The organism is Flavobacterium ginsenosidimutans (genome assembly GCF_037478105.1).
GTDB lineage: Bacteria > Bacteroidota > Bacteroidia > Flavobacteriales > Flavobacteriaceae > Flavobacterium > Flavobacterium ginsenosidimutans.
Genome location: NZ_CP147988.1, coordinates 4,420,376 through 4,436,044, shown reverse-complemented (window position 1 = coordinate 4,436,044; position 15,669 = coordinate 4,420,376). Strand labels below are relative to the sequence as shown.

8 protein-coding genes are annotated in these 15,669 nt (G+C 36.5%); all 8 read left to right on the top strand.

Annotated elements, in window-relative coordinates:
* Positions 1-144 precede the first annotated feature (144 nt).
* The 8 genes from V6624_RS19215 to V6624_RS19180 all read left to right on the top strand — a co-directional run bounded on the left by V6624_RS19215 (position 145) and on the right by V6624_RS19180 (position 15,668).
* Positions 145-1,548: a glycoside hydrolase family 140 protein gene (locus V6624_RS19215; RefSeq protein WP_338839843.1), complete on the top strand. Its 1,404-nt coding sequence runs from the start codon at positions 145-147 to the stop codon at positions 1,546-1,548.
* A gap of 248 nt (positions 1,549-1,796) precedes the next feature.
* On the top strand, positions 1,797-3,365 hold the full coding sequence (locus tag V6624_RS19210) for a glycoside hydrolase family 28 protein (RefSeq protein ID WP_338839842.1): 1,569 nt from the start codon (positions 1,797-1,799) through the stop codon (positions 3,363-3,365).
* 256 nt (positions 3,366-3,621) lie between these two features.
* On the top strand, positions 3,622-4,539 hold the full coding sequence (locus tag V6624_RS19205; protein ID WP_111289759.1) for a glycoside hydrolase family 43 protein: 918 nt from the start codon (positions 3,622-3,624) through the stop codon (positions 4,537-4,539).
* A 73-nt stretch (positions 4,540-4,612) separates the two neighbouring features.
* Positions 4,613-6,475: a six-hairpin glycosidase gene (locus V6624_RS19200; protein WP_111289761.1), complete on the top strand. Its 1,863-nt coding sequence runs from the start codon at positions 4,613-4,615 to the stop codon at positions 6,473-6,475.
* Between the two features lie 215 nt (positions 6,476-6,690).
* Positions 6,691-9,471: a glycoside hydrolase family 78 protein gene (locus V6624_RS19195; protein ID WP_338839841.1), complete on the top strand. Its 2,781-nt coding sequence runs from the start codon at positions 6,691-6,693 to the stop codon at positions 9,469-9,471.
* Between the two features lie 199 nt (positions 9,472-9,670).
* A complete protein-coding gene (locus V6624_RS19190) occupies positions 9,671-11,089 on the top strand; it encodes an acetylxylan esterase (protein WP_111289765.1) in 1,419 nt (472 codons plus the stop codon).
* Positions 11,090-11,297: 208 nt separating this feature from the next.
* Positions 11,298-13,748: a glycoside hydrolase family 95 protein gene (locus tag V6624_RS19185; protein ID WP_338839839.1), complete on the top strand. Its 2,451-nt coding sequence runs from the start codon at positions 11,298-11,300 to the stop codon at positions 13,746-13,748.
* Positions 13,749-14,099: 351 nt separating this feature from the next.
* Positions 14,100-15,668, top strand: coding sequence for an MGH1-like glycoside hydrolase domain-containing protein (locus V6624_RS19180; RefSeq protein ID WP_338839838.1), 1,569 nt, complete (start codon positions 14,100-14,102; stop codon positions 15,666-15,668).
* Position 15,669: the final 1 nt, after the last annotated feature.

Sequence of the window (15,669 nt, the reverse complement as noted above, 5' to 3'; positions counted from 1 at the left end):
AAGCAGATTTTTTAAAATTTTGATCTGCGCAAATCAGCTAAAATCAGCAAAATCTGCGTGAAATAAAACACAAAGATTATAAAAGAATAATTCGTGAATTCGTGGCTATCAAACCAAGAAACATAAATTCAAAAACAACCCAAAATGAATCTGAAAATTAAATCTTTATACGCTCTTAGTATAAGCTTTATGTTGACAGCACAAAGCGGATTTTCGCAATCTGCTAAAACAAAAGCATCTCTGCCTGAAATCAAAGTTTCTAAAAATCAGCATTATTTTGTTACCGACAACGAAAAACCATTTTTCTGGCTTGGAGACACGGGCTGGCTAGCATTCGGAAAATTGGACAGAGCAGGAATTGAGAAATATTTCAAAGACAGAAAAGACAAAGGATTTAATGTAGTTCAAGTAATGGTTTTGCATAACATCAATGCTGTTAATGTTTACGGAGATGCAGCTTTGATAAATGAAGATGTTTCAAAACCGTTGATTACGGCAGGAAATGATTTCAAAGATGCAAAACAATACGATTATTGGGATCACGTTGACTACACTTTAGACGTAGCTCAGAAAAACGGAATTTATGTAGCAATGGTTCCAGTTTGGGGAACCAACGTTTCAAAAGGAAATAAAGTAAGCAAAGAACAAGCAACAGTTTATGCTGATTTCTTGGCTAAAAGATATAAAAACAGAACCAATGTAATCTGGTTAAACGGTGGAGATACTCACGGAAATGAATTTCAGGATATTTGGAATGCCATCGGAAATACTTTAAAAAATAACAATCCAAATCAGTTGGTGACTTTTCATCCTTTTGGAAGAACTGATTCTTCAGAGAACTTCCACAACGAAAAATGGCTGGATTTCAATATGTTCCAATCAGGACACAGAAGATACGATCAGGATTCAGTGAAAACGAATTTCAAAGAAGACAATTACAAATTCGTTCTAAGAGATTTCGAATTAAAACCAACAAAACCAACACTTGACGGAGAACCCTCTTATGAAGGAATTCCACACGGTTTGCACGACACTTTACAGCCAAAATGGACCGCAAGCGACGTTCGCCGTTACGGATATTGGTCGGTTTTATCAGGCGGTGCAGGTTACACGTACGGACATAACGCTGTCATGCAGATGTTTAGAAAAGGCGATAAACCAGCTTACGGAAATAAAGAATTATGGACATTAGCAATTAATTCGCCCGGAGCAAAACAAATGATTTATATCAAGAAATTAATGGAAGAGTTTCCATTTATAGAAGGAGTTCCAGATGTTTCTTTAGTCGTTAATCAAGAAGAGAAATACGATTATATTCCAGCCATAAGAGGAGAAAAATATGCTTTATTATACACGTACAACGGAAGAATAATTGAAGTAAAACTAGGAAAAATTTCCGGTGATAAATTCGAAGCAACTTGGTACAATCCAAGAAATGGCAAGAAAACCAAAATCGGAACATTTGATAATAAGGGAACTCGAAATTTTCAGCCAGAAGGCAAAAATGAAGATGGCAACGACTGGGTTTTGATTTTGAAGTCAAAGTAAAAAAGTCTAATATGTCCTCCTGAGCGAAGTCGAAGGACCGCAACGATTGGACATATTGTTTGATATAGCAAGCGCCCTTCGACTTCGCTCAGGGTGACACAAAAGCCTAATAATAAAACTCTCGCAGATTTTGCAGATCAAGCAGATAAAAAAGTCATTTTAATCTGTGATCCCGATAGCTATCGGGAGTGGCAGAAAAAAAGATCTGCACAATCTGCCAAATCTGCGAGAGAAAAAAAAACACAACTATGAAAAACATACTAATAATACTCTGCTTCATAACCGGATTAAACACCGCTTTCGCAAACGACGGCTGGTTAAATATCCTAAACGAGGGCGGAAACAACAAGGGAATAAAATGTACTCAAGCCATTCAGAATGCTATCGAAAAAGCATCTAAAAACGGCGGAGGAACTATCTTTTTTCCAGCAGGAGAATATTTAACGGGAGCCTTAACATTAAGAAGCAATATTACAATTCACTTAGATTCGGGAGCACTTTTAAAGTTTTCAGAGAATTTCGATGATTTTCTGCCTTACGTAGAAATGCGTTACGAAGGAATTGTAATGAAAAGTTTCCAACCCTTATTTTATGCTAAAGATGTAGAAAATATCACCATTACAGGAAGAGGCGTAATTGACGGACAAGGAAAAGCATGGTGGAATGAAGTGTACCGAATCGAAACAGCGAAAGAACCACTTCATCCAACCAAATACCAAACGATGTGGGCAGAGCAAAACAAAGGCCTTTACACTGAACCGTATTACAAAAGAACGGTGGACAAGAAATTCTTTAGACCTTCTTTTTTTCAAGCTTATAACTGCAAAAATATTTTGATTGAAGGCGTTACGTTTCAAAATTCACCTTTCTGGACCATTAACCCAGAATTCTGTGATAATGTAACCGTTACCGGAATTTCAATTTTCAATCCGCATTCGCCAAATACAGATGGAATCAATCCTTCTTCATGTACTAATGTTCATATTTCAAACTGCCATATTAGTGTTGGAGATGATTGTATTACGATTAAATCGGGAAGAGATGGCAACGGACGTAAATATGGTAAAGCTACAGAAAATGTAACCATAACAAACTGCACCATGCTTAGCGGTCACGGTGGAGTAGTTATCGGAAGCGAAATGTCGGGCGGAATCAAAAAAATTACGATTTCAAACTGTGTTTTCGATGGAACAGACCGCGGAATCCGAATCAAATCGGCTCGCGGAAGAGGCGGTGTTGTAGAAGATATTCGCGTAGATAATATCGTCATGAAAAACATCAAAGAAGAAGCAATTGTATTAAGCCTTTTTTACGATAAAGGAACTACAGTTGAACCTGTAACGGAGAAAACTCCGATTTTCAGAAATATCCACATGAGCAATATTACGGCTTCAAACGTAAACAAAGCTGGACAGATTTTAGGAATTACAGAAATGCCTATTCAAAACATCACTTTCTCGAACATTAATATGGATGGAAAAGAAGGTTTTACAGTAAGTACGGCCACAGATGTTGAATTTCACGATGTAAAAGTTAACGCAACTGTAGGTTCGTCTTTCAAAATTTCAGATTCAAAAAATATCATTTTAGACAATGTTGGGTCTTCAACAGCTATAAAAGGAGTTCCAGTTATCAAATTAGAGAATGTTTCGAATGCGTTAATCAACAATAATTTTCCATTCAACCCAACCGATATTTTTATCGAAGCGGATGGAAAAGAAACTAAAAATATTTTCTTGAAAAACAATGTTTTAAATAACGTGACAACGAAAATCAAAAAAGGAGCTTCTTTAGATAAAAAAGCAATTACAGAATAATTATTTAGCCGTATCCTAACAGGTTTTTAAAACCTGTTAGGTATTAATAATTAGAAGCAGAAGCATCAGGCATTTTTGGAAACATAGTCCCGCTCTTCGTTACAATCTTGTAAACTGAACCCCAGTTTACAAGGATTTCCACTTCGATCGGGGCTAGAGAGAAAGATTAGGCTTTTTTGGAATCAATAGGATTCTGGATTAAACATAAAATATACCTACAAGGTTTTAAAAACCTTGCAGGAAAGAAAAACAAAGCATGAAAAAAATATTCATCATAGTAACCCTTTCACTTTTTGCGATTAGCTATTCGCAGAAAAAGAAAGATTTATATCTTTTTACATCGTTTAGAGAACCTGCAACAGAAGGTTTATATTTGGCATACAGCGAAGACGGTTACAACTGGAAAGGTTTAGAAGGATCTTTTTTAAAACCAGAAATCGGAGCCAGTAAAATCATGCGCGATCCGTCAATCACAATAGGAGCCGACGGAATATATCACATGGTTTGGACAACCGACTGGAAAGGTGGAAATGGTTTTGGTTATGCAAGTTCAAAAGATTTGATTCATTGGTCAGAGCAACAATATATCCCAGTAATGAAAAACGAACCAGAAGTGGTAAACGTTTGGGCTCCGGAAATTTTTTATGATGATGTAAAAAAAGAATACATTATTATCTGGGCATCAACAATTCCGTTCCGATTTGAAAAAGGAGTTGAAGATGAGAAAAACAACCACAGAATGTATTACGTGACGACTAAAGATTTTAAAACTTTTTCAGATACAAAATTATATTACGATCCAGGTTTCAGCGTAATCGATTGTGTGATTGTCAAAAAAGGAAAGAAAGATTATGTTTTGGTTTTGAAAGACAATACAAGACCAATGCGAAATATAAAAGTTGCTTTTGGGAAATCGCCATTAGGTCCGTTTGAAAAGAGTTCTGAACCGTTAACAGAATATTTATCAGAAGGTCCAACAGTAGTGAAAGTCGGTAAAAACTGGTTGTTGTATTATGATAATTACGGTTCAAAAAATTATAAAGCGTTAAGCACAACAGATTTTGTTCATTTTGAAGATGTATCCTCCAAAATAAGCCTTCCAGAAGGACACAAACACGGAACGATTACAACAATCTCTGCGGACGTTTTAAAAGGATTAATTGAAAAGAAATAAATTATCTCCAGCAGACCTAACAGGTTTTTAAAACCTGTTAGGTCTCTTAGAAGTTATAAAAAGATAAAGAATAATGATTACTTTCCAAAACATAAAAACCAACATCATCACAGCCTCAATTCTTCTGGTTTGTACTGCTGTAAATGCGCAGAACGACACAGTGCGTTATGTTGGTAAAACACTTTCAAATGTCGATTACCATCACGGAATGTTAAGTCCAGCCGTTGGAGTTCACGCTACACAAATCATGCGTGCGAGCCGTGAACATCCTGAAAAAGCGGATGGTTTTGGATGGACATACAATCACCAGCCGATGATGGCGTATTGGAATAATACATTTTATTTGCATTACTTAAGCGATCCTTCGGGCGAACATATTCCGCCAAGCCAGACTTTATTAATGACTTCAAAAGACGGTGTAACGTGGACAAAACCAGAAGTGATTTTTCCAATTTATAGAATTCCAGACGGATGGAAAAAAGAAGGCGTTGAAGGCGTTGCAAAAAACTTAGATGCGATTATGCACCAAAGAATGGGATTTTATACTTCAAAAGACAAACGACTTTTTGCCTTAGCATATTACGGAATCGCAATGGATGAAAAAGACGATCCAAATGACGGAAAAGGAATTGGGCGTGTAATCCGTGAAATCAAGAAAGACGGAAGTTTTGGCGAAATTTATTTCATTAGATACAATAAAACATGGGACAAATCGAAATCGAAATTTCCATTTTATACCACATCAAAAGACAAAGGTTTGAAAAAAGTCTGCGAAGAAATCTTATCAGATCCTTTAGTTTTACAGCAATGGGTAGAAGAAGCCGATCGTGACGATGAATTGATTCCGTTACAGAAACCATATAAAGCTTTCAGCTATTACCATTTGCCAAACGGAAATGTCGTTGGTTTATGGAAACATGCTTTAACTTCGATCAGTAGAGACGGCGGAAAATCTTGGGATTATATGCCATTGCGTGCTCCTGGATTTGTAAACAGCAATGCTAAAATCTGGGGACAAAAAACGTCAGACAATCGTTATGCGACGCTTTATAATCCGTCAGAATATCGCTGGCCTTTGGCAATTTCAACAAGCGATGATGGACTGAATTATAAAGATTTATTATTGGTTCACGGAGAAGTAAGTCCGATGCGTTATGGCGGAAACTACAAATCCGCAGGTCCGCAATACGTTCGTGGAATCACAGAAAAGAATGGAACTCCGCCAGACGGAAAAATTTGGGTGGGTTATAGTGTAAATAAAGAAGATATTTGGGTGGCATCGGTTCCTGTTCCTGTAACTTCAGAAGTAAAAGAACAAGCCAATGACGTTTTCAATAATCTTCCAGACGGACAAGAATTAAAATTATGGAATACGTACGATCTTTCGTGGGCATCAACAAAAATTGAAAAGAAAGCTGATGGTAAAAAATGGCTGACTTTAAGAGATCAGGATTATTTTGACTATTCTCGTGCTGAAAGAGTTATTCCTTTTGCATCAAAAATGGAAGCTGTTTTCACAGTAAAACCAGAGCAAAATAATCATGGTTTATTGCAGATTGAATTTCAAAATAAACAAGGTTTGCCATCTGTAAGATTGATTTTTGATTCCGATGGAGAATTAAAGGTAAAAAATGGTGCTCGTTTGAGTTCGGTTACAAAATACGAAGCAAACAAAGCATATACAATCACAGTTAAATTAGATGCTAAAAACCGTCAATACACTATAAAAGTAAACGATGGAAAAGAATCAACAAAAATATTTTATGCGCCAACAGACGGTTTTGAGCGAATTATGTTCCGCACAGGAGAGCAAAGACATACCCCAAATCCTGACACCGAGCCAGATACAGACGATTACGACGATCTGCCTCAAACTGGAAAATTAATTCCAGAAGCAGTATTCAATATCGAATCGTTGATAACTAAAAAGTTGTAAAGAAAAATAGCCACGACCCGAGCGATAGCGAACGGGCGAAGCAATTCACGAATTATTTTATAAACGTTGCGTAATTTTTGCCACAGATTAAAATGATTAACACAGATTATAATCCAATTAATCCTTTAATCTGTGGCAAAAAAGATTAGAGAAATAAAACGCAAAGAATAATTGGAGAAAATTCGTGAATTCGTGGCGAAAAAAAAATATACAAAGTGAAGTTTTTTAAAAACATATTATTAGCCGTTTGTCTTCTAGCAACTGTAGTTTCTAAAGGACAAATTCTGCCTGTACGCCTAACAACAGAAATGGCAGAAAACCCATTAGCAGTTGTGGAGAATCAGCCGAAATTGAGCTGGCAATTGGTTTCAAAAGAATCCGATGCTTCACAGATTGCTTATTTGATTTTAGTAGCTTCATCAGAAGAGAAACTAAACAATGACGATGGAGATATATGGAATACAGGAAGAGTAAATACAGATAAAAATCTGCATATTGTTTATAGCGGAAAACCATTAAAAAGTGAAACCAAATATTTCTGGAAAGTAAAAGTTTGGAATCAGTCAGGAAAAGTTTCAAAATGGAGTAGAACGGCTACTTTCAGAACCACTCCATTAGAATCAGATTTAAATCCGGTTTGGATTGGTGCGATTACCAAGGTCGACAGTCATTTACCTGAAGGTAGAACTTATCACACGGCAACTTTCAATAGAGAAAAAAAGAATTCGTTTATCAATGCTTCCGATTCTTTAGCACGCAGAAGCATTATGTTGCGTAAACCTTTCGAAGTAAAAAAAGAAATCAAAGAAGCTGTAGTTTACATTTCAGGTTTAGGACATTACGAATTGACTATCAACGGAAAAAAAGTGGGTAACAGCCAATTTGCACCTCTGTGGACAGACTACGACAAAACGGTTAATTACAATGTTTACGAATTAAGCGCAAAAGAATTTCAAAAAGGCGATAACGTAATTGGCGTTCTTTTAGGAAACGGAATGTACAATACGCTTGCTGAAAGATATACCAAATTCTTCGTAAGTTTTGGCCCACCAACTTTATTCTTTAAAATGAAAATTAAGTATAATGATGGCTCAGAAGAAATTATAAAATCAGATAGAACTTGGAAATACAGCAAAAGCCCGATTACCTATAACAGTATTTTTGGTGGAGAAGATTACAATGCCAATTTAGAGCAGAAAGACTGGAATCGTAAAGGTTTTAAAGATAGAGATTGGAAAAAAGTTGTCATTCAGGAAGCACCAAAAGGAGTTTTGAGACCTCAGATAGCTCCGCCAGTTACGATTCAGAAACAATATGAAGTGAAAACCGTAAAAGAGCTTAAACCGAATTTCTATGTTTTTGATATGGGACAGAATCTTTCAGGATTTCCAACCATCAAAGTAAAAGGAAAAAGAGGACAAACGATTCGTGTTTGGGTTGCCGAAGGTTTAAATGAAGAGGGCACAATAGCGCAGGGAAGATCTGGAAAGCCATACTATTACGATTACACTTTAAAAGGCGATGGAGTGGAAGAATGGACGCCAAAATTTAGTTTCTACGGTTATCAATATGTTCAGATTGAAAACATTAATTATAAGGAAGATAAGAATAAAGAGCTTCCAACTTTGGTTGATTTAAAATCGAATTTCATTTACAATTCGGCTGGAGAAGCAGGAAGTTTCGCTTGTTCGAATGAGATTTTCAACAAAACACACGAGCTAATCAATAACTCGATCAAAAGTAATTTTCAAAGCGTTTTTACCGATTGTCCGCAACGTGAAAAGTTAGGCTGGTTGGAAGAAATTCAGTTAAATGGGCCTGGATTAATGTTTAATTACAATCTTCAGAATTTCCTTCCCGCAACCATGCAGAATATTTCTGATTCGCAAAGAGACAATGGTTTAATTCCGACAATAGTTCCTGAATATGTAATTTTTGGAGGTGATTTTACCGATTCGCCAGAATGGGGCGTTACAGGCGTAATTTTGCCTTGGATGTATTATGAATATTACGGAGATGCTTCACTATTAGAAAAATATTTTCCTACAATGAAAAACTACGTGGATTATTTAGGAACGAAAGCAACAAACCATATCGTTTCTCATGGATTAGGCGATTGGTACGATTACGGAACACATCAGGCGGGATATTCTAAAAATAGTCCGATTGCGCTTTCTGCTACTTCTCATTACTATTATGGAGCTTATTTAGTAGCAAAAGCATCAAAATTACTAGGAAAAACCGAAGATTTTGAGAAATATAATGCTTTGGCTTCTGAGATTAAAACGGCTTTCAATAAGGAGTTTTTCAACGAAGAAACCAAACAATACGGAACAAACAGCCAGTTTAGCAATGCCGTTCCGATATTTATGGATATCGTAGAACCACAGTATAAAGAGGCAGTAATTAAGAATTTATTAGTCGATATCAAAGAAAAAGGAGATCGTTTGACAACAGGAGATGTTGGAAATCGCTATTTATTCCAGACTCTGGCGAGAAACGGCGAAAACGAAACCATGTACAGAATGCACAATCATTACGATGCGCCAGGTTATGGTTTTCAGATTAAATTTGGCTTGACCACTTTAACAGAGCAATGGGATCCGAGAAAAGGAAATTCTTGGAATCACTTTATGTTAGGACAGATCGAAGAATGGTTTTATCAAAGTTTAGCAGGAATTATGTCCGATCCTGAAAAACCAGGTTTCAAACATTTCTTTATTCAGCCGGAAGTGGTTGGCGATATGACTTTCGTAAAAGCCGATTATCAATCGGTTTACGGAAAAATTGCTTCTTCTTGGGAAAAGAAAGAGGGCAAATTTATTTTGACAGTTCAGATTCCGGTAAATACAACTGCGACAGTAAAATTACCAGTTGCTAAAAATTCAGAGATAAAAATTGATAATAGAAGAGTTAGAGCAGGTTTTGATGAAAAAGCTCAAAAGCCATTTTTAGAATTAGGATCAGGAATTTATACAATAGAATGTCAATTGTAGTTATGAGTTATGAGTTATGAATTGTAATTAAACTCGAAAAAAAACAGAAAAAATTAATTGCCTCCTGCTTTAGCTGGAGGTTCAAAATAAGACAATTCACAGGGCTTTAGCCAAATAATTAAGTTCGGTTAAAGCCAATTTTAGAAATCAATTTGTTTTCTTCCAGCTAAAGCAGGAGGCAAATCAAAAAAATGTAATAATGAAAAGAATAAAATACATCATCCTAGTTTCCATTTTTGCTTTGACATTTGCCAATGCGCAAAGCACTTCTGACACTAATTTTAGAAAACCAGTATCAGAAACACTGAAAAAAATAGAAACTCTTTTTAACGTCACAATCAACGACGACAGAGGTTTATTAAAAGGAAAAGAACTGGATTATGCCGATTGGAGAATTGAACCTGGAAATCTGCCACTTTCGCTGACTAATATTTTAGCACCGTTTGAATTGATGTATTTCAAACAACCCGATGGAACCTACATCATACGCAAGTATGAAAACCATAAAGTTTCAGTTGATAAAGGAAAAGAACGCTTGTTTTACTTAGAAAACCTTTATTCGACTAAAGAAGAATGGGAAAAACGCAAAACGGAGTTAAAAGCTTGTATGATAACCTCATTTGGATTAGAAAAGGCTCCCCCAATGCCAAAATCTAAACCACTTTTAACTCCAAAAAGAATTTATAAAGACTACAGTGTTGAAAATATTGCTTTGGAAATTCTGCCGGGAGTTTATGCAACAGGATCGATTTACAAACCATATCCGTTAAATAAAAAAGCAGCTGTTATCTTAACACCTGACGGACATTTTGGCGACGGAAGATACAGAAAAGACGAGCAGTACCGTTGTGCCATGATGGCCAAAATGGGAGCAATCGTTGTAGGGTATGATTTATTTGCTTGGGGAGAATCGTTATTGCAGTTTCCAGAAGAAACGCATAGAAATAGTATTGCATCGACGGTTCAGGTTTTAACCGGAATTCGTTTATTGGATTATTTAGCAACGGTAAAAAATGCTGATATGTCAAGAGTTGGCGTTACAGGCGGTTCTGGTGGGGGGTCGCATACGATGTTTTTAGCTGCAATTGACGATCGAGTAAAAGTTTCAGCGCCAGTTGTAATGGTTTCTTCTCATTTCTCAGGCGGTTGTCCATGCGAAAGCGGACGCGGGATTCACTTATGCGGTAACGGAACTAATAACGCTGAAATCTCAGCGATGATGGCACCAAAACCGCAATTGATTGTTTCTGACGGAAAAGACTGGACATTAGCAGTTCCAGAATTGGAATTTCCCTTTATCCAAAGAACCTATGAATTATATGGGAAGAAAGATTTAGTTGAAAATGCTCATTTTGCAAAAGAAGGTCATGATTTCGGAATCTCGAAACGTATGGCTTTGTATCCGTTTATGGCGAAATATTTAAATTTAGATTTGAATAAAGTGAAGAACGACAAAGGCGAAATCGACGAATCGACGTGTGTGATTGAACCTTATGAGAAATTATATGTTTTTGGAAACAAAGCTGAAAATCTGCCAAAAAATGCATTGAAAGACATCAACAAATTATATGAAATGTTCGGAGAAAAAAATCTGAAAGTTTACGAGGTTAAGAAATAAGATAGACGTTGCCACGACCCGAGCGATAGCGAACAGGCGAAGCAATTTCACGAATTGGCACGAATTTTTTTTTCTGCCACAGATTAAAAAGATTTACACAGATTATTTAATTAAAAAAGAAATCCAAATAATCCTTTTAATCTGTGGCTAAAAATTAAAAAGAAATTAGCGCAAATTCCTGTAATTCGTGGCTGAAAAAAAATATACTATGAAGTTAAAAATTAAAGTAGCGGCAATCTGTATCGGAATTTTTTCCTTAACAGCAACAGCTCAAAGTGATCTGAAATTATGGTACGATAAACCAGCAGCAATCTGGAACGAAGCCTTGCCTTTGGGTAACGGACGTTTGGGTGCCATGGTTTTTGGTGATCCAGCAGTAGAACGTTTGCAATTGAATGAAGAAACGATTTGGGCGGGTTCTCCAAACAGTAACGCACATTCTAAATCGATAGAGGCTTTGCCAAAAGTAAGACAGCTTATTTTTGATGGAAAATTTGACGAAGCGCAAGATTTGGCTACGAAAGATATTATGTCGCAAACCAATGACGGAATGCCGTATCAGACTTTTGGAAGCGTTTATATTTCATTCAACGGACATCAAAAATATACCGATTATTACCGTGATTTAGATATCAGCAATGCGACGGCGAAAGTAAAATACAAAGTAAATGGCGTCGAATTTACAAGAGAAATTCTAACCGCATTTTCAGATCAGGTTATTGTGGTGAAACTCTCTGCAAGTCAGCCAGGACAGATTACTTGTAATGTTTTCATGAACAGTCCGATTGATAAAACCGTCGCTTCGACAGAAGGAAACCAGATTATCCTTTCGGGAGTTGGAACTAACTTTGAAGGGGTAAAAGGAAAAGTAAAATTTCAAGGTCGATTAACGGCTAAAAACAAAGGCGGAGAAATCGATGCCAGCAACGGCGTTTTAAGCATCAATAAGGCTGATGAAGTGACTTTATACATTTCGATTGCAACCAACTTTAAAAACTATCAGGATATTTCAGGAGATGAAATTGCGAAAAGCAAAGGTTATTTAGCGAAAGCGGAAACAAAAGATTTTGAAACTATAAAGAAAGCGCACGTTGATTATTACCAAAAATTCTTTAACAGAGTATCTTTAGATTTAGGTTCAAATGATTTGGTTAAAAAGCCAACAAACGAAAGAATTAGAGATTTCTCTAAACAATTTGATCCGCAATTAGCTGCTTTATATTTCCAGTTTGGACGTTATCTTTTAATTTCAAGTTCACAGCCAGGAGGACAGCCAGCCAATTTACAAGGAATTTGGAACGATATGGTCACTCCGCCTTGGGATAGTAAATACACGACCAACATCAATGCCGAAATGAATTATTGGCCGGCACAAGTAACCAATTTACAGGAAATGCACGAACCATTTGTGCAAATGGCAAAAGAATTAAGTGTAACAGGAGCAGAAACAGCTAGAATGATGTACAATGCAAATGGTTGGGTTTTACATCACAACACCGATATTTGGCGTGTTACCGCTCCGGTAGATTCAGCAGCATCAGGAATGTGGCCAACGGGCGGTGCCTGGGTTTGTCAGGATTTATGGGAAAGATATTTATATACTGGTGATAAAAAATATTTAGCAGAAATTTATCCAATCATGAAAGGCGCTGCTGATTTCTTTTTAGATTTCATGGTTATTGATCCTAATACAAAATATTTAGTTGTTGTTCCTTCGAGTTCGCCTGAAAATACACACGCAGGAGGAACAGGAAAAGCAACAATTGCATCGGGAACAACAATGGACAATCAATTGGTTTTTGATTTGTTTACACATGTTATCGAAGCTTCGGCTTTGGTTTCGCCAGATGCTGCTTATGCGAAAAAGGTGAGTGATGCTTTGGCAAAAATGTCTCCAATGAAAGTAGGTAAATACAATCAATTGCAGGAATGGCAGGACGATTGGGACAATCCAAAAGACAATCACAGACACGTTTCGCATTTGTATGGCTTGTATCCGAGTAATCAGATTTCAGCAATTAAAACACCTGAATTATTTGAAGCTGCTAAACAATCCTTGATTTACAGAACAGACGAATCTACTGGCTGGTCAATGGGGTGGAAAGTGAATTTGTGGGCGAGATTATTAGACGGAAATCACGCTTATAAATTGATTCAGGATCAATTGCATTTGGTAACAGCGGATCAGAGAAAAGGTGGCGGAACGTATCCGAATATGTTAGATGCACATCAGCCGTTTCAAATTGATGGTAATTTTGGATGTACAGCCGGTTTTGCCGAAATGCTGATGCAGAGTCAGGAAGATGCGATTCATTTACTGCCTGCTTTACCAACAGTTTGGAAAGATGGAAGTATAAAAGGATTGGTTGCCAGAGGCGGATTTGTAATTGATATGACTTGGAAAAATAATAAAGTTTCGGAGTTGAAAATCTATTCGAAAATAGGAGGAAACTGTAGATTGAAAGTTGAGAATACGTTGAAAGGTTCTTCGCTTAAAAAAGCAAAAGGAAAAAATTCGAATCCGTTGTTTTATGATGTAGAAGTGAAGAAACCGATTATTTCTAATGAAGCAAAATTGCCTAAAGTACAATTGCCAACTTACAATATTTACGATGTGAATATGAAAGCAGGGCAGACGTATACTTTTACGGGGAATTAATTTCATATCCTAACAGGTTTTAAAAACCTGTTAGGTATTTACAGTTTTACGGACAGTTTGTCATTTCGACGAAGGAGAAATCTCCACAAGTAACTCCGTAAAGTGAATCGCCAATCTTTGTCGAGTTTCTAACGAAGATTTCTCCTTCGTCGAAATGACAAGATTGGGTTGAAAAAATAAAATATAGCACTTACAAGGTTTTGGAAACCTTGTAGGAGTGAGAAAACGTAAAGGTCTCTTGCGTGAGTGGTGGAAGTGGAGCTCTCCCGATTTTTCATCGGGAAGCGGGAACGGACAGCACGACCCGGAGGGACACGCCCAAAGAATTAGTTTTAAAATAATAATTAGAATATGTTACAACATTTCAAACATAAAATAATAGCACTTTCAATAGTAATCGCTTGTATAAACAGCGGTTGCAAATCGACTGCGGAACATTCTCAAAAAGGAAAATCAGTAATTTTAAAAGAAAAAAACTTTAAACATTATGTGGATTATTTCAACACAATGGAAGATGAAAACTTAAAATTTGCGATTCCGAATGACAGTGCGTGGGCTTGGATGGAAAAAAATATTCCGTTGTTTGAATGCCCACAGCAGAATTTTGAGGAAATCTATTATTTCAGATGGTGGAGCGTTCGAAAACATATTAAGAATACTCCACAGGGATTTGCAATTACAGAGTTTTTGGTAGATCGTTCTTATGCAGATAAATACAATATGATTAGTTGTGCTTTGGGACATCATATTAACGAATTTAGATGGGTTCATGATCCCAAATACATTGAGCAGGATGTGAAGCTTTTGTATCGAGGAAATGATGGAAAACCGATGAACAAATTGTATAAATTCAGCAGTTGGACAGCCGATGCTTTGTATAATCGTTATTTGGTAAATAAAGATGAAAAATTCTTATTGGATTTGTATCCAGATATGGTTACCGATTATGCCGTTTGGGAAAAAGATCGCCAACGCAAAGATGGTTTGTTCTGGCAACATGATGTGAAAGATGGAATGGAAGAATCTTTAAGCGGAGGAAGAAAAGTGCAAAATGCAAGACCAACGATAAACAGTTATATGTACGGGAATGCTGTAGCGATTTCTAAAATGGCTGAATTGAAAGGCGATAAAGATGTTGAAGCAAAATTCAAGGCAAAAGCTGACGTTTTGCAACAATTAGTAGAAACGAAATTGTGGAATAAGAAAAGTGAGTTCTTTGAAACTTTTACAGAAAAAGATACATTAGCACAAGTTAGAGAAGCGATTGGATTTATTCCGTGGTATTTTAATCTTCCAGAGCAAAACAAAGGATTTGAAAAAGCCTGGGAGCAGATTAAGGATGAAAAAGGATTTTCGGCTCCGTTTGGTTTAACAACGGCGGAAAGAAGAAGTCCAAGATTTAGAACACACGGAACAGGAACCTGCGAATGGGACGGGGCGATTTGGCCATTTGCAAGTTCGCAGACATTAACGGCTTTAGCCAATGTTTTGAATAATTACAATCAGAATTTTGTTGGGAAAACAGATTATTTCAAGCAAATGGATTTGTATGTGCAATCGCAATATTACCGTGGAAAACCCTATTTAGGAGAATATTTAGACGAAACAACAGGTTACTGGTTAATGGGTGACAGAGAAAGAAGTCGTTATTATAACCATTCCACTTTCAATGATTTAGTGATTACAGGATTGGTTGGTTTACGTCCGAGAGCAGATGAAAAGATTGAAGTAAATCCGTTGATTCCGCAAGAAAAATGGGATTGGTTTTGTTTGGATAATGTTTTGTATCATGGAAATATTATTACCATTCTTTGGGATAAAACGGGAGAAAAATATCATAAAGGAAAAGGTTTTAGGATCTTTAAAAACGGGAAGGAAATTGCGGTTTCTGAAAGATTGGAGAAGTTAGTTTCTGAATAAA